The 16,710-nt window shown below is 68.3% G+C and carries 11 protein-coding genes; 1 reads left to right on the forward strand and 10 read right to left on the reverse strand.

Going from position 1 to position 16,710, the window contains the following annotated elements:
* The 10 genes from A9X03_RS09940 to glf form a co-directional block, all read right to left on the reverse strand.
* Nucleotides 1–3,453: type I polyketide synthase (locus A9X03_RS09940; protein ID WP_231975381.1), on the reverse strand; the 3,453-nt coding region annotated here is incomplete at its 3' end.
* Between the two features lie 11 nt (nucleotides 3,454–3,464).
* Complete coding sequence (gene fadD32 / locus A9X03_RS09945; protein WP_067891549.1) at nucleotides 3,465–5,363, reverse strand: long-chain-fatty-acid--AMP ligase FadD32; 1,899 nt, start codon at nucleotides 5,361–5,363, stop codon at nucleotides 3,465–3,467.
* A 290-nt stretch (nucleotides 5,364–5,653) separates the two neighbouring features.
* Nucleotides 5,654–6,664 carry a cutinase family protein gene (locus tag A9X03_RS09950; RefSeq protein WP_068015441.1) on the reverse strand — a complete coding sequence of 337 codons (1,011 nt, stop codon included), beginning with the start codon at nucleotides 6,662–6,664 and terminating at the stop codon, nucleotides 5,654–5,656.
* Between the two features lie 132 nt (nucleotides 6,665–6,796).
* Complete coding sequence (locus A9X03_RS09955; RefSeq protein WP_067760282.1) at nucleotides 6,797–7,699, reverse strand: esterase family protein; 903 nt, start codon at nucleotides 7,697–7,699, stop codon at nucleotides 6,797–6,799.
* A 157-nt stretch (nucleotides 7,700–7,856) separates the two neighbouring features.
* On the reverse strand, nucleotides 7,857–8,906 hold the full coding sequence (gene ag85A, locus A9X03_RS09960) for a diacylglycerol acyltransferase/mycolyltransferase Ag85A (protein WP_067760233.1): 1,050 nt from the start codon (nucleotides 8,904–8,906) through the stop codon (nucleotides 7,857–7,859).
* 329 nt (nucleotides 8,907–9,235) lie between these two features.
* Nucleotides 9,236–11,206, reverse strand: coding sequence for a terminal beta-(1->2)-arabinofuranosyltransferase (aftB, locus tag A9X03_RS09965; protein WP_304528475.1), 1,971 nt, complete (start codon nucleotides 11,204–11,206; stop codon nucleotides 9,236–9,238).
* Complete coding sequence (locus A9X03_RS09970; protein WP_067760237.1) at nucleotides 11,193–12,101, reverse strand: decaprenyl-phosphate phosphoribosyltransferase; 909 nt, start codon at nucleotides 12,099–12,101, stop codon at nucleotides 11,193–11,195. The genes aftB and A9X03_RS09970 overlap by 14 nt, the downstream gene beginning before the upstream one ends.
* Complete coding sequence (locus tag A9X03_RS09975; RefSeq protein ID WP_067760239.1) at nucleotides 12,094–12,633, reverse strand: phosphatase PAP2 family protein; 540 nt, start codon at nucleotides 12,631–12,633, stop codon at nucleotides 12,094–12,096. Before A9X03_RS09975 ends, A9X03_RS09970 begins: the two co-directional genes overlap by 8 nt.
* The gene (locus A9X03_RS09980) at nucleotides 12,626–14,521 is read right to left on the reverse strand and encodes a glycosyltransferase (RefSeq protein ID WP_067760242.1); all 1,896 of its coding nucleotides are present in this window, start codon (nucleotides 14,519–14,521) and stop codon (nucleotides 12,626–12,628) included. The genes A9X03_RS09975 and A9X03_RS09980 overlap by 8 nt, the downstream gene beginning before the upstream one ends.
* The gene (gene glf / locus A9X03_RS09985) at nucleotides 14,518–15,717 is read right to left on the reverse strand and encodes a UDP-galactopyranose mutase (RefSeq protein WP_067760244.1); all 1,200 of its coding nucleotides are present in this window, start codon (nucleotides 15,715–15,717) and stop codon (nucleotides 14,518–14,520) included. Before glf ends, A9X03_RS09980 begins: the two co-directional genes overlap by 4 nt.
* Nucleotides 15,718–15,986: 269 nt before the next feature.
* Here glf and A9X03_RS09990 point away from each other — a divergent pair.
* On the forward strand, nucleotides 15,987–16,710 hold a 724-nt coding region (locus A9X03_RS09990), incomplete at its 3' end, for a PirG (RefSeq protein WP_156746521.1).

A 16,710-nucleotide genomic window follows, 5' to 3' on the forward strand; every position in this document is an offset into this window, starting at 1 on the left:
CTGGACGTGCACTTCGCGCACGGCAGCAGCTCGGTGCTCATGCCGGGCAACCACGTCGCGCTGCCTGACGGCCGCCACGTCTGGGAGTACAACCCCCGCGGCCTGACGGACCTGCCCGCGTTGGTGAAAGCCGCTGCGGCAGAGGTCCTTCCGGACGCGCAGCTGGCGGCCGTCAGGCAGCGCGACGTGGTTGCCCGGCATGAGCACCGAGCTGCTGCCGTGCGCGAAGTGCACGTCCAGCCAGTGCTCCTTGCGCTTGAACCGGGTCGGCGGAATGTTGGCGTAGTCCTCGGGACCGGACGCCCGGCTGAACAGCGTCCAGATGTCCAGGTCGTGGCCGTAGACGTAGAGCTGGGCCATGGCCGCGATCATCGCCTCGACGTCGTCCTGCTTCTTGGCCAGCGTCGGGATCAGCTGCGCGTCGTGCAACCCGGCCGCGGCGGTGGTCAAGCCGATCTGCATCAGCGCCACCGGGTTGGGCGCCAGCTCCAAAAAGGTGGTGAACCCGCTGTCCACGGCGTTGCGGACGCCGTGCGTGAAGTACACCGAGTGCCGCATCCCCTTGACCCAGTAGGCGACGTCGTGGAGCGGCTCGCCGTCGGGTTTGACGTAGGTCCCCTCGTGCACCGTCGAGAAGATCCCCACGGTGGGCGTCATCGGCTCGATGCCCTGCAACTCCGCGGAGAACTCGCCGAGCAGCGGGTCCATCTGCGAGGTGTGACCGGCGCCCTTGGTCTGCAGCTTGCGGGCGAAGCGGCCCTCGGCCTCGGCCCGGGCGACAATCGCGTCGATCTGTTCGGGCGGGCCGCCGATGACGGTCTGGGTGGGCGCCGCGTAGACGCACACCTCCAGGCCCGGGAAGTCGGCGAACACCGTCTTGAGCTCGTCGGCGGAGTACTCGACGAGCGCCATGAACCGGATGTACTCGCCGAACAGCATCGCCTCGCCCTCACCCATCAGGTGCGAGCGCGACGCGATGACCCGGGCGGCGTCGGCCAGCGACAGCCCGCCGGCGAAGTAGGCGGACGCGGGTTCGCCGAGGGACTGCCCGATCACCGCGGCGGGCTTGGCACCGTGGTGCTTGAGCAATTCGCCGAGCGCGATCTGGATCGCGAAGATCACCACATTGGACGTCTCGATGCCGTACTCGTGCGAGTCGTCCAAGATCAGCTCGAGCACCGAGTAACCGCGCTCATCCTGGATCAGCGCGTCGACCTTCTCGATCCACTCCGCGAAGACCTCGTTGCGCAGGTAGAGGTTCTTCCCCATCTTGCGGTGCTGCGCGCCGAAGCCGGCCATCGCCCAGACCGGTCCGTTGGTCACGGGCCCGTCGACGCTGAACACGCCCGGCCGCTGCTTGCCCTCGGCGACGGCGCGCAGACCCTTGATGGCCTCCTCGTGGTCGTGGGCCAGCACGACCGCGCGGGAACGGCCGTGGTTGCGCCGCGACAGCGCCCGGCCGACCGATTCCAGGGACGACGCCTGGCCCTCCGGGCTTTCCAGCCAGTCCGCGAGCTCGGCGGCCGCGGCCTTCTTGCGCGAGGTCAGGAACGCCGACACGGCGAGCGGGATCAGGGGCTTGGTCGGCTCCGCCGCTTCTTTCGCCGCGAGCTCTTCGAGCGCGATCTCCTTGAGCCGCAGCGCCTCGTCGGTGACGCCCGGCAGCTCGTACTCGTCCTCCTCGGGCGCCTCGGCATCCGGGATGATGTTGCCGAAATCGTCGAACCGCAGCGCGTGGCTTTCCATGGTGGGGGCCTCGGCGGTTTCCGCGGCCGCCTGCGGTTCGGGCGCCGGCTCCGGCTCCCGCTCGATGACGTCACGGGGCAAGACCTCGCGCACCACCAAGTGGGCGTTGGCGCCACCGAAGCCGAAGCTGGACACCCCGGCCAGGGCGTAGCCGCCGTAGCGCGGCCAGTCGGTGGGCTGGTCGACCACCTTCAGGCGCATCGCGTCGAAGTCGATGTAGGGGCTGGGGCCGGCGAAGTTGATCGACGGCGGCAGCTTGTCGTGCTGCAGCGCCAGCACCACCTTTGCCATGCTGGCCGCGCCGGCCGCCGACTCCAGGTGGCCCACATTGGTTTTCACCGCGCCCAGCAGCGCCGGGCGATCGGCGGGGCGGCCCCGGCCGACGACGCGGCCCAGCGCCTCGGCCTCGATCGGGTCGCCGAGGACGGTGCCGGTGCCGTGCGCCTCGATGTAGTCGACGTTGCGGGGATCGATGCCGGCGTCCTTGTAGGCCCGGCGCAGCACGTCGGCCTGCGCGTCCTGGTTGGGGGCGATCAGGCCGTTGGACCGGCCGTCGTGGTTGACCGCGCTGCCCGCGATCACGGCGAGGATCTGGTCGCCGTCGCGGCGGGCGTCGTCGACGCGCTTGAGCACCAGCATGCCGCCGCCCTCGGACCGGGTGTAGCCGTCGGCGTCGGAGGAGAACGACTTGATCCGGCCGTCGGGCGAAAGGACCTGGCCGATCTCGTCGAAGCCGAGGGTGACCACCGGCGTGATCAGCGCGTTGACGCCGCCGGCGACGGCCACGTCGCACTCGCCGTTGCGCAGCGCCTGGACCGCTTGGTGGGCGGCCACCAGCGAGCTCGAGCAGGCGGTGTCGACGGCCACGGACGGACCGCGGAAGTCGTAAAAGTAGGAGACCCGGTTGGCGATGATCGACGTCGCGGTGCCGGTGATGGCGTAGGGGTGCGCGACGGTCGGGTCGGACACCGCCAGGAAGCTGTAGTCGTTGTTGGAGACACCGACGTACACGCCGACGGACCCGCCGCGCAGGCTCGACGCCGGGATGCGGGCGTGTTCGAGCGCTTCCCAGGTCAGCTCCAGCGCCATCCGCTGCTGCGGGTCGATGTTGTCGGCTTCGGTCTTGGCCACCGCGAAGAACTCGGAGTCGAAGCCCTTGATGTCCTTCAGGTAGCCGCCACGGGTGCGGGCCTTGGCCATCCGCTCGGCGAGCCGCGGCTCTTCGAGGAACTCCGCCCAGCGGCCCTCCGGCAGGTCGGTGATGGCGTCGCGGCCCTCCATGAGCGCCTGCCACGTCTCGTCGGGGCTGTTCATGTCCCCCGGCAGCCGGGTCGACAGGCCCACGATCGCGATGTCGACGCGCTCGGCCGGGCCGTTGCGCGTCCAGTCGGAAACGTCGTCACCCGAGGTGTCGAGCTCCGGCTCGCCCTCGATGATCCGGGTGGCCAGCGACTCGATGGTCGGGTGCTGGAAGGCCACCGCGACCGACAGGGTGACACCGGTCATGTCCTCGATGTCGGCGGCCATCGCTACGGCGTCGCGCGACGACAGGCCGAGCTCGACCATGGGCACCGACTCGTCGATGTCGTCCGGCGACTTGCCGACGGCCCGGCCCACCCAGTTGCGCAGCCACGCGCGCATCTCGGGGACTGTGAGCTCGGTCTTCTTGGCGGGCGAGTTCTCCTGAGGTTCGTCTGTGTCAGCCATGGTTCCTGAATTCAGTCGTTAGCCCCGGCGAAGGCCGTCGGCGATCCGACGCCGCTACGCAGGCTGCCGTCGAGGTAGGCGGCGCGGCACGCGCGGCGCCCGATCTTGCCGCTCGAGGTACGCGGGATCGTTCCCGCCTGCACCAGCAGCAGGTCGCGGATGGTGACCCCGTGGCGGACGGCGATGGCCGCCCGGATTTCGTCCGCGATCGGCTGGTAGTCCAGCTTGTGCGTGCCGGGGGCACGCTCGGCCACGATCACCAGCTGCTCGGAGCTGTCGTCGGGGTCGTGCTTGAGGCCGGTGTGCGGGTTGTCGAACACCACCTGCGGCAGCTGGTTGGCCGGAACGGAGAACGCGGCCACGTAGCCGGTGCGCAGGGCGCGGCTGGCCTCCTGGGCCGAGTACTCGAGGTCCTGCGGGTAGTGGTTGCGGCCGTCGATGATGACGAGGTCCTTGATCCGGCCCGCGATATAGAGGTGGCCCTTGTGGTAGGTGCCGTAATCGCCGGTGCGCACCCACATGCCGTCGTCCGGGGCGCCCTCGGCGTGCGACTGGCTGATGCGCGACTTGAGGATGTTGCGGAAGGTCTCGGTGGTCTCGTCTTCCCTGCCCCAGTAGCCGGTGCCCATGTTGTTACCGTGCAACCAGATCTCGCCGATCTGCCCGTCGGGCAGCTCACTGGCGGTGTCGGGATCGACGATGACGGCCCACTCGTCGACGCCGATGATGCCGGCGGAAACCTGTGCGACGGCCTTGGGCGAATCGGAGGCCACCTCGACGAAGCGCTGCTTGTTCAGCTCGTCGCGGTCGACGTGGATGACCGTGGGCGCCTCGTCCATAGGCGTGGTGGACACGAACAGCGTGGCCTCGGCCAGACCGTAGGAAGGCTTGATCGCGGTCTCGCGCAGGCCATAAGGCTTGAACGCGTCGTAGAACTTGCGCATCGACGCCGGGGACACCGGCTCGCTGCCGTTGAGGATCGCCTTGACGTTGCTCAGGTCCAGAGGCGGCTCGCCGTCCTTGGGCACGCCGCGCACCGCGGCGTGCTCGAACGCGAAGTTCGGCGCGACGGTGATGACCTCGCTGTCCGGGGCGTCTTCGGGCTTGCGGGCCATCTCCCGGATCCACCGGCCGGGCCGGCGCACGAACGCGGCCGGGGTCATGAACGTGAAGTTGTAACCGAGCACCGGCGACAGCAGCGCAGTGATCAGGCCCATGTCGTGGAAGAAGGGCAGCCAGGACAGGCCGCGGTCCCCTTCCTTGCCTTCGAGGCCGTTGAGCACCTGCAGCACGTTGGTGGGCAGGTTCAGGTGCGTGATCTGCACGCCGGTCGGGGTACGGGTGGAGCCGGAGGTGTACTGCAGGTAGGCGATCGTGTTCTCGTCGGCCTCGGGCTCGACCCAGGTGGACGCGACCTCGTTGGGCACCGCGTCGACGGCGATCACGCGGGGCCGTTCCTTGGCGGCGCGTGCGCGGATGAATTTGCGGACGCCTTCCGCGGCCTCGGTGGTGGTCAGGATGGTCGACGGCGTGCAGTCGTCGAGCACGGCGTGCAGCCGGCCCACGTGGCCCGGCTCGCCCGGGTCGAACAGCGGCACCGCGATCCGGCCGGCGTACAGCGCGCCGAAGAAGGCGATGAGGTAGTCCAGGTTCTGGGGGCACAGGATGGCGATGCGGTCACCGGGCTGGGTGACCTGCTGCAGCCGGGCGCCCACCGCCCGGTTGCGGGCGCTGAAGTCGCTCCAGACGATGTCGCGATACACCCCGTCGCGCTCGGTGGAGTAGTCGATGAAACGGTAGGCCAGCTTGTCGCCGCGCACCCTCGCCCACTTCTCAACGTGCTTGACCAGGTTGGTGTTGTCCGGGAACCTGATCTTTCCATTCACGATGAACGGGTTGTGGTACGGCATTCCGCTCTCCTGTCACACCTGTTTCAGGCCGGCGGTACGCCGGCTAGCTGTCCTTCGGTCGGCCAGGCCGACGGCTTCCATTTCTACGCGGGCCAGTCCTCGCGCGGCGCCGCGGGCGCCGGCCCCCTGTTCATCCCAGGCCGGCTTCCACCAGGATCGGGTCCGCAACAAAGTGTTATAGCTCTTAAATTCCTCTTAATGTTAAGGGGCGGGCCGCAGCACACCAAATCACAAGGTACCGCTGATCTGCACCGGCAACGGGCTCCTGATGGCTGTGTCCCGCGGCCGGGTCATCCATGTTTGGGGTGCGGCGCGTTGGCGATCAGTCCTTGAACCCAGTTCAACGTCCAATCGGTGGCCGGCTGCCCGTCCAGGTTCCAGAACTGCGTGGTCGCGTACAACGCGTGGATGGGCTGCCCGGCACCGCCGGCCAGGGTGTTAAGGGTATTGGGCAGGTTGGCCACGCTGAACGCCTCGTCCGGCGCGGCGCAGATGAGGTCACCCGGAGCGCAGATTTCGTTGGTCTTGTCGTTGAGCGCGCCGAACCCGCCGGGCCGCGCGCCGGTCATCGTCAAGCCCAGCCCGGAGAGCACGGGCACTTCGTGCAGCGTGACCTCGGCGCCCTGCCCGGGCGGATTGGGCCCGATGTCGTTGCCCACGCCGGGCTGGCGGCGACCGTCAGCGATCAACGTCACACCGAGCACCAGGTCGTCGTCGACGGGTCCGCGGCCGTTGCCGATGTCGCTGGCGATGTCACCGGCGATCACCGCGCCCTGCGAGAAGCCCATCAGCACGTAACTGGTCAGCGGGCACTTCGCGTTCATGTCCGTCATCGCCTGGACCGTGGCGCGGGTGCCCTCGGCGCGGCTTTCGTTGTACGACATCTGAGTGTCGCCGCTGAGCGGGTTGTGGAACTGCGCGGTGTAAGGGGTGGTGTACTCCTGCACCCGGGACGCGGGGAACTGCTGGGTGATCGCCGTGGTCACCCTGTGCAGCAGCGCGTTGGGGAATTGCATCGGGTTGAGCGGATCGTCCTGCGGCGCGGACTCCCAGGTGCCGGGGACGTTGACCAGCTGGACGTCGGGGCACGACGCATCTTGCGAAGCGGGCCGGGGTTTGTGCGGGTGGGTGGTCGTGGACGGCGACGGCAAGACGCCCGGCGGCACCGCGCTGGGCGCGGATTCGCGGCCTCGTAGCATGACGACCACTAGCACGATGACCAACAACACCACCCCTGCCATCGCCAAGGCGGCGGTCCAGGCGAGGGCTCGGTGGCGCTTACGCCGCGCGTTGGTGGCCATGGTCTCCCGCTAGCAGGTCGGTGGATCGCAGCCAAGCGGTCCTCCCGACCCCCGGCTGCACCCCCTACACGGTACCGGCTCGCAGGACCACCTCAGCCGGGCGGCGACCCGCGTCTCCCGGCGCCGACCCGCTTAGCGAATCGCGCCGACGATGTCGCCCGACATCGCGCCCAGCTGCCCCGACCAGGAGCCCCAGCCGTTGTCGCCGCCGCCCGGGAAGTCGAAGTGACCGTTGTGCCCGCCGTTGCTGCGGTACTGCTGGTAGAACTCGCGGGAGCTGCCCATGGCCGCCCCCGCCTGGCCGATCATGGCGGCGTCGTCGCCACCCATGTTCGTCGGGCTGTAGACCCACACGCGGGTGTTGTTCTGCGCCAGCAGCGACGCGTGGACGTATGGGTCGTGCCACTTCCACCGGCCCAGCTGCGGGGCCCCCCACATCCCGTTACCGTCCACACCGCCGAACTGTTGCAGGCCGGCCAGGATCGCGCCGTTGTAGTTGGTGCTCGACGGGTACAGGAACCCGGACAGCGAACCGGCGAAGCCGAAGCGGTCGGGGTGGAAGGCGGCGAGCGCCATCGCGCCGTAGCCGCCCTGCGAGGCGCCGACGGCCGCGTGGCCGCCCGGCGCCAGGCCTTTGTTGGCGGCCAGCCAGTTGGGCAGCTCGCTGGACAGGAAGGTGTCCCACTGCTTGCTGCCGTCCTGCTCCCAGTTCGTGTACATGCTCCAGGCCCCGCCCGCGGGCGCCACCACCGAGATGCCCTTGCCGCCAAGCGTGTTCATCGCGTTGCCCGCGGTGACCCAGTTGCTCACGTCGGGGGCCGCGTTGAACGCGTCCAGCAGATACACCGCGTGCGGTCCGCCGGCCAGGAAGGCCACCGGGATGTCGCGGCCCATCGCCGCCGACGGCACCATCAGGCTCTCGTAACCGGCCGCCCTCGCCTTGCCGGCCGGTCCGCCCGCCACGGTCACACCGATCAGCCCGATCGCCAGCGCGGCTACGGAGAACACCCGAAGAAGCGCTGACGCACCCCGCACGACCCTCATGTCACCCTCCATCGTCTAGTCGCTGACGAGCACATTAGCCAGCGCCGTAGTTCCCCCGCCCACGGGGTAGTGAAACAAATCACACACCAAAACAACTAACGGCGGAAACCCCGAAGGGTTTCCGCCGTTAGTCGCGTTGTTCGTGGGCTTAGGTGCCCTGGCCGTTCGTTCCGTTCCCGGCAGCCGCGGCGGCCGTGGCCGGCCCGGCGCCCGGGGTGGCGCCCAGCGCCGACTGCAGGTCAGGCTTCATCGCCTGCAGCTGCGCGCCCCAGTAGGGCCAGTCGTGGGTGCCGTTGGCGTCGAAGTTCCACACCGCGTTGTTGCCGCCGGCGGCTTTGTAGGCGTCCTGGAACTTCAGGTTGGAAGTCCGCACGAAACCCTCGAGGAACTTGGCGGGCAGGTTGTCGCCACCGAGGTCCGACGGCTTGCCGTTACCGCAGTACACCCAGATGCGGGTGTTGTTGGCGACCAGCTTGCCGACCTGGAGCGACGGGTCGTTGCGGGCCCAGGCCGGGTCCTCCTTGGGACCCCACATGTCGGCTGCCTTGTAACCACCGGCGTCACCCATGGCCAGGCCGATCAGCGACGGGCCCATGCCCTGCGACGGGTCCAGGAGCGCGGACAGCGAGCCGGCGTAGGTGAACTGGTTCGGGTGGTAGGCGGCGAGGATCAGCGCCGACGACCCGGCCATCGACAGACCGACGGCGGCGTTGTTGGTCGACCTGACCTGCTTCTGCGCCGACAGGTACGCGGGCAGCTCGCTGGTCAGGAAGGTCTCCCACTTGTAGGTGGTGCAGCCGGCCTTGCCGCAGGCGGGCTTGTACCAGTCGGAGTAGAAGCTGGACTGGCCACCGACGGGCATGACGACCGAGATTCCGGACTGGTTGTACCACTCGAACGCCGGGGTGTTGATGTCCCAGCCGTTGAAGTCGTCCTGCGCGCGCATACCGTCGAGCAGGTACAGCGCGGGCGAGTTGGCCCCACCGCTTTGGAACTGAACCTTGATATCGCGGCCCATCCCCGCGGAAGGAACCTGCAGGTATTCCACCGGCAGACCGGGGCGCGAGAAGGCACCAGCGGTCGCCGAGCCCCCCACGGCGCCAATCAGGCCCGAGAGCAGCGCCGCGCCAGCGGCCGCCACCACGAGCCGCCGCGGCATACCTGCCACGGCGCCGCGAAACCTGTCGACAAGCGTCATCCTTGCTTCCTCATCCTTCTCGGCGCGCCCGTCAACCGGGCGCGTCATGTTTTGGGTCGTACTGCATACGATCTCCGCGCAGCAGTGCTCGTGTAGTCAACCACACCTTCCGGCGCCCGGTCGCATCGAGGCGGCCACCGAAAGCCTCACTGGGCCCGCTTTACCCGGCGCTTTCCAGGCGAAACGCCCGCCCCGGAATCCGGGTTTTCGCATGTGCTTGAGCCTTATTGCCAGCTGGTAACGGCCCAAATGTGATGTTGCTGGCAATTTTTCACGGGGCCGGCTTGAAGACAATTTTGAGATTGGTCGAAAATTCTTCTGCCCTGGGCTTACTCGCGAGGTGGCGGCGGGGCCTCTTCGGGCACCGGCAGCCCGCATCTGGCCAGCTCGTAGCGCGGCACACGGTCTATCCGGTATTTGGTGAATTCATAGGAATGCAGCAGGTTCGACAGGAACCTGTGCGGGGTCATCGGTGCGCGCACCGAACTCAGCACCGCCTCGGTCTCGGGACATTTGAGGGCGGTCACCGCCTCGGCGACCCACTGCTGGTCCAGATAACCCGGAATGCCGGGATACAACTTCACCCACGGACCGTCGGCGATCACCCAGTCCGGGAAGAGGTTCTTGTCGTGCCCGATGCGGCCGTGCTGCAACCGTTCCGTGTGTTGCGCAAGCGGATTCGCCAGTCCGATCTGGTCGATCACCCTGACATCGAGCCCGACATTCATGCCGACCATGCCGAGGTTGGTGAAAAACACTGCGTGCTGCGGTTTTTGGGGTTGCTTGTCGGGCCCCGGTTGCGCCATCGGCACGAGGTCCCACTGGATGTAATTTCCCGACGGCAGCAGTAACGCCCCGTCGGGAGTGTTGTCGAGCGCCGTCAGGATGGCCGCCATCCTGGGATACCCCAGGTAGTCCGCGGCGGTGAGCGGATGCGCGTGCCCGGTGGCCTGCGCGTAGAAGCGCCGCTCGTCGACGATTCCGGAGTAGCTGACGTGGGTGGCGTCGTCGCCCATCCCCGGCGAATTCGCCGCCCACAGCGACCAACCGGCCACACCCAGCCAGAGCGCGCCGGCCGCGCCGGCCACCCAGTAGCCCGTCTCCCGCGAATAGTCCTGTCCATCCGGAATGGCCAGCGGGATCACGGCGACCGGGGCCAGCAAGCAGAACAACGGCGCCAACAGCACCCGCCCGTGCATGAAGTCGCCGCCCTGCCGGATCCAGTAGAGCGCTTGCAGCAGGCCGCTCACCACAACGAAAGCCACGACGGCGGGCGGGCTTTGAACCGCCCGGGCCACCCGCCCGTAGTTCGGGGCGAAGGCGGGCCGCAAAAACGACGGCCGGCGGCGCGCCGCGAGAAGCAGCAGCCCCAGCGGCACGAGGAGCACCACCGGCACCCACACCGCGTAGGGTGCGTCGAAGTTCGACAGGTAGATCATGCCCTGGGACCACTTGTCGCCCGCCGCGTCCTTGGCCAGCGCGGTCCCGGGCACCAGCAGGCCGTAGTAGCCCATCCGGAAGATCTCGTAGCCGACGGGCAGCAGCCCACCGGCCAGCACGATCAGCACCCGGCGCCGCCAGGTCCGCGCCGCGATCAGCATCATGATCAGGGCCAACCCGCCCATCAGGGCCAGGTCGGGCCGGACCAAGACGCTGAAACCGGCCACGAACGCCAGCGCACCGATGAAGAGTTTGTGATCCGGGCGGTTCCGCACCGGCTGGCCCCAGCAGACCATCATCCACCACAGCAGCCCGAGGTAAGCCAGCGTCAGCCCGCTCTCCAGACCGGAGGTGGCGAAGTCACGTGCGGGCGGAAGCGCGACGTAGACCAACGCGCCGGCGGGCAGCATGACGGCCCTGCGGCCGCGCAGGCTGGGTGCGTACAACCGGGCGGCTCCCAGCATGAGCAGGGCGACGCCCAGCACCGAGAGCGTCAGGGCCAGCGCGAGCGCCACGTATTCCATCCGCATCGGCCCGCCCACCCAACTGCCGGCGTACATCAGGTAGGTCCAGGCCGTGGAGGTGTTGGCCTCCACCCGCTCACCCTGGTTGAAGACCGGCCCGTTGCCGGCGAGCAGGTTGCGCACCGTGCGCAACACGATGAGCCCGTCGTCGGCGATCCAGCGCCGCTGCCAAGCACCCCAGGCGAACAGGACGGAGACCACCGTCACGCTGATCCACAGGGTGACCCGCACCAGGGTCGTGTAAGGGAACACCGGCCAGCCCAACCGCCTGATGGCCGGCCGGCTGCGCATCATGCGCGCTTTGAGGGCCTGCAGTTCGGGGCTAACCGAAGGCAACGGCGGCTCCAAGCGTCGCGATCCACGCGAGGAAAAGCAGCTGCAACACCCGGTCGCGCAGCGCGATGTCTTCGGGCTCGCCGGCCAGCCCGCCGTCGACGTCGACGGCGTAGCGCAGGATCGCGATGGTGAACGGCACCATGGACACCGCGAACCACGATCCCGAGTGGCGGTCGCGCTCGAACGCCCACAACCCGTAGCAGAGCACCACGGCGGTGGCCGACATCGTCCAGACGAACCGCAGATAGGTGCTGGTGTAGCTCTCCAGGGACTTGCGGATCGCGGCGCCGGTGCGCTCGGCGACCTGCAGCTCGGCGTACCGCTTGCCCGCCACCATGAACAGCGACGCGAACGCCGCGGTCAGCAAGAACCATTGCGACAGCGGGATGCCGGTGGCGGCGCCACCGGCTATGGCGCGCAGCAGGTACGCCGACGACACGATGCAGATGTCCATCACCGCTTGGTGTTTCAGACCGAAACAATAGGCAAGCTGCATGCCGAGGTAGACGGCCATCACGACCGCCAGGTCCGGCGTCAGCCACCACGCGAGCCCCAGCGAGCCCGCCCCGAGAACCAGCGCCAGGGTGTACGCCAGCCACTCCGGCACCACACCCGCGGCGATCGGGCGGAATCTCTTGGTGGGGTGCTCGCGGTCGGCGTCGACGTCGCGCACGTCGTTGACCAGATAGATCGACGAGGCCGCCAGGCAGAACACCACGAAAGCCACCGAGACCTTGGTCAGCACGTCGGCGTAGTTGTAGTGCACCGGGCCGCCCAACGCGGCCACCGGTGCCGCCAGCACCAGGACGTTCTTCACCCACTGCCGCGGGCGGATCGCCTTGACGACCCCGACCACCACGTTGCCCGGGGGCCCGGTCACCACGTCCTCACTCATTCGCCCAGACCTTCCGCGCGCGGCCCTCTAGCCGAACGGTGATTCGCGCGACGGTGGCGCCGAGGACGATGCCGCAGGCCACGTCGCTGGGATAGTGCACCCCGAGCAGCATCCGCGACACTGCCATCGGGGGAACCAGGAGGGCGGGCAGCGGCAGGCCGGTGATCCGGCCCATCAGGATGGCCGCGGCCGTGGTCGAGGTGGCGTGGGCCGAGGGGAAACTCAGCCGGCTGGGGGTGCCGACGTTCACGACGACGGCCGGATCGTGCGGCCGCTGGCGCCGCACCACCCGCTTGACCAGCACGGCGGCGGCGTGCGCGGCGAACGCCCCCGCGCCGGCGACCAGCCAGTCCCGACGCCGCCTCGGCGCCAGCAGCGCGCCGACCGCCGCCACGGCCAGCCAGCCGAGGCTGTGCTCGCCGAAATGGGACAGGCCGCGCGCCGTCGTCAACGCACCGGGGCGGTCGGCGAGCGCGGCTTGCACGGCCACCAGAGCGGCGACCTCGCCGCGCGGGGTGGCCGATTCAGCCATGCTCTCGCTCGGCGTGCGCGGGCAGCAGCGCCATCTCCCATTTCTGCTTGCTGGACAGCACCGGCAGCGCGTCCCGGTACGTTTTGCGCATCTCGTCGAAGCGGCTCGCCAGGAGGCGCTGTCGGCGCAGCGAGGCGAACAGCAGTTGGAACATCTTGCGCCGGTCGCGTTGCCGGTAGACGACGCCGCACCCGTCGGCCGTCGTCACGGTGACGCCGTCGACCGTGCACAGCCGGAACCAGCGGGCGTCCTGGGTCGGCACGTTGAATTCGGGGCGCCGGTGGGCCTCGGGGTCGGCCTTGGTCGCGTTGTGCAGGATGCCGCGGGCCAGCCGGTAACCGATCGACAGCGGGTTCACTGGCGGCTTCATCGCCTTGGTCTTGTGCGACGGCGCCGGGAGTTGGCTCGCGGCCGGCAGCACCACCGCGTCCGGGTACTCCTTGCGCAACCGATGCACCTCGGGCAGGGCGGATTCCAGGATCGAGAAGATGTGCTCCGGGCCCGCGAGGAAGTCGTCGATGGCCCGGTTCTGGATCGCTACCGTCGAATATTCAAGGCAGGCAAGGTGTTTCAGCGTTGCCTTCAGGTGGCTGCGGACCAGTCCGGTGATGTCGCCGTCCCAGTGCATCGCGGCGACCACCAGGCGATTGCGCAGGTGGTAGTAGGCCTGCCAGTCGATGGCGTCGTCCTTGTCACTCCAGGCCATGTGCCAGATCGCCGCGCCGGGCAAGGTGACGGTCGGGTACCCGTGCTCGCCGGCGCGCAGACCGTATTCGGCGTCGTCCCATTTGATGAACAGCGGTAGCGGCTGGCCCAGTTCCTCGGCGACCTGCCGGGGGATCATGCACGTCCACCAGCCGTTGAAGTCGACGTCGATGCGCCGGTGCAGCAGGGCGCTTCGAACATTCTTGTCGTTCAACGGATATTCGGCGAAGTCGTGGTCGTACTCGGCGTGCGGGGCGGCGGTCCACATGAAGTTCGACTGGTTGACGACCTCGCCCATGATGTGCAGGTGCGAGGGCTCCTGCAGGTTGAGCATCTGACCGCCGATCAGCATCGGCGTCTTGGCGAAGCGGTGCAGGGCCAACACCCGCAGGATCGAGTCGGGCTCGATGCGGATGTCGTCGTCCATGAACAGAATCTGTTGGCAGTCCGTGTTTTTCAGCGCCTCGTACATCACCCGGCTGTAACCGCCCGAGCCGCCGAGGTTGGGCTGGTTGTGGATGGACAGCCGATTGCCCAGCCCCGCGGCCGCGGCGGGGAAGTCCGGGTGGTCGCGCACCTTTCGGGTGCCCTGGTCGGGGACGATCACCGCCCCGATCACCGCGTCCACCAACGGATCTGCGGTCAGGTCGGCCAGCGCGTTGACGCAGTCGGCGGGCCGGTTGAACGTCGGGATGCCGACGGCGACGTTGGCCGTGCCCGGCGCGGGCTCGGTCGCATACCAGCCACCGCTCACCAGGTTCACCGCGGTGTCGGTGGTGATGTCGAACCAGATCCAGCCGCCGTCCTCGAACGGCTTGAGCGGCACCTCGATCTCGACGACGGCCGGTTGATCGTCGGTGCCGACGAATTGGCGGCCCTCCACGGAGATTCGTACCCCGGTGGCCTTGGTGCGGTACAGGTCGACGCGCCCGGTTCCGGTGAGCTCGACTCGCAACACCACCGACGTGCAGATCGACCAGCGGCGCCAGTAACTGGCCGGGAACGCGTTGAAGTACGTGGCGAACGACACTTCGGACTCTTTGCCGATCTCGAGCGAGGTTCGGCTGGTCGCGTGGGCACGCCGCGCGTTGGTGGTCGATTCCTCCAGATACAGCTTGCGCACGTCGAGGGGCTCACCCGGACGCGGCAGGATGATTCTGGAAAGCAGGCTTACAGCGGTCATCCCCCCGCGCCTTCCTCCACTAGTGCTGTGCCGTCGCGCAGGTGTGGCGCGAGGACGTTGTCGTACATGTTGAGTGCGCTGGCGATCGCCATGTGCATGTCCAGGTATTGGTAGGTCCCCAGCCGGCCACCGAACAGCACCTTCGATGACGCGGTCTCGGCCTTCGCCCGCGCCCGGTAGGCGGCCAGCAGCGCACGGTCGGCCTCGGTGTTGATCGGATAGTAGGGCTCGTCGTCGTCTTCGGCGAACCTCGAGAACTCCCGCATGATGACCGTCTTGTCGGTCGGATAGTCACGCTCGGGGTGGAAGTGGCGGAACTCGTGAATGCGGGTGTAGGGGATCTCGAGATCGTTGTAGTTCATCACCGGCGTGCCTTGGAAGTCGCCGCACTCGGTCAGCACCTCGAGCTCGAAATCCAAGGTGCGCCAGCCCAACCGGCCTTCGGCGTAGTCGAAGTAGCGGTCCAGCGGGCCGGTGTAGACGACCGGTGCATCGGGACTGTCCGCGCGCAACTTGTCGCGGACGTCGAACCAGTCGATGTCCAGCCGGACCTCGATGCGGTCGTCGGCGGCCATGTTCTGCAGCCACGCCGTGTACCCGTCGGCCGGCAGCCCCTCGTAGGTGTCGCTGAAGTATCGGTTGTCGAAGGTGTAGCGCACGGGCAGCCGGGTGATGTTGGCGGCCGGCAATTCCTTGGGATCGGTCTGCCACTGCTTGGCGGTGTAGCCCTTGACGAACGCCTCGTACAGCGGGCGCCCGATCAGCGAGATCGCCTTCTCCTCGAGGTTCTGCGCGTCCTCGGTCTTGATCTCGGCGGCCTGGTCGGCGATCAGGCGGCGGGCTTCGTCCGGGGTGAAGTACCTGCCGAAGAACTGTGACACCAGGCCCAGACCCATCGGGAATTGGTAGGCCTGCCCGTTGTGCATGGCGAACACGCGGTGTTGATAGTTGGTGAAGTCGGTGAACTGACGCACGTAGTCCCAGACCCTCTTATTAGAGGTGTGGAACAGGTGGGCGCCGTATTTGTGGACCTCGATACCGGTCTGCGGCTCGGCTTCCGAATAGGCGTTCCCCCCGATGTGCGGGCGGCGCTCCACGACGAGCACGCGCTTCCCGAGTTGGGTAGCCACGCGCTCGGCAATGGTCAGGCCGAAGAATCCAGAGCCGACGACGAGGAGGTCAAAGCGAGCGGTCATCGGTTGCTTAGGGTATCCGACGGCGTCGGCCTAACCCATTTGGCGAGGCCAGGGAGTCCGCGATCGGTCGTGTGGCGACGATTCGGGACTGTCGAACCCGGCGATCACGGTCCGGGTCGCAATTACCTCACGATTCAATATCGCCACTCTAGTCACAGCATTCTCACTCGTACCATCGACTCTGTGTGGTTGTCGGCGGCTAGAAACCGGCAAGGCCGCACTGACACAACACAGTTGAACATTGAGTTGTCCAGATTGAGGAGACTTCCGTGCCGAACCGACGCCGACGCAAGCTTTCGACAGCCATGAGCGCGGTCGCCGCCCTGGCAGTGGCGAGTCCTTGCGCATACTTCCTTGTCTACGAATCGACGGCGGGCAACAAACCGGCCGAGCACCACGACTTCAAGCAGGCGGCGGTAATGACCGACCTGCCGGGCGAGCTGATGGGCGCCTTGTCGCAGGGGCTGTCGCAATTCGGGATCAACCTGCCCCCGGTGCCCGCGCTGAGCGGGGGCGCGACCAGCACTCCGGGCCTGGCCAGCCCCGGCCTGGGCACTCCGGGCCTCGGGACTCCAGGGCTCACGAGCCCTGGTCTGACCAGTCCGGGCCTGACCAGCCCCGGCCTCACCAGCCCCGGCCTGACCAGCCCCGGTTTGACGAGCCCCGGTTTGACCAGCCCGGCTCTGACCAGCCCGGGCCTGGCGCCGACCGCGACGCCGGGTCTCACCGCGCCCGGCGCGCTGCCGACCACCCCGGGCGCCGGAGTGGCGACCCCGGGTGCGGGGCTCAACCCCGCGCTGTCCAACCCCGGGCTGACCAGCCCGGCCGGGGTCACGCCCGGGCTGACGAGCCCGACGGCTGCCGGTGAGGTGCCAATCACGGCCCCGGCCAGCCTGGACCCGGGCGCCGACGGTACCTACCCGATCCTGGGCGACCCGTCGTCCTTCGGTAACGGTTCACCGATTGGTGGTGGCACCGGCCTCGGCGGCGGCG

This window comes from Mycobacterium sp. E1715, assembly GCF_001667625.1.
Classification (GTDB): Bacteria; Actinomycetota; Actinomycetes; order Mycobacteriales; family Mycobacteriaceae; genus Mycobacterium.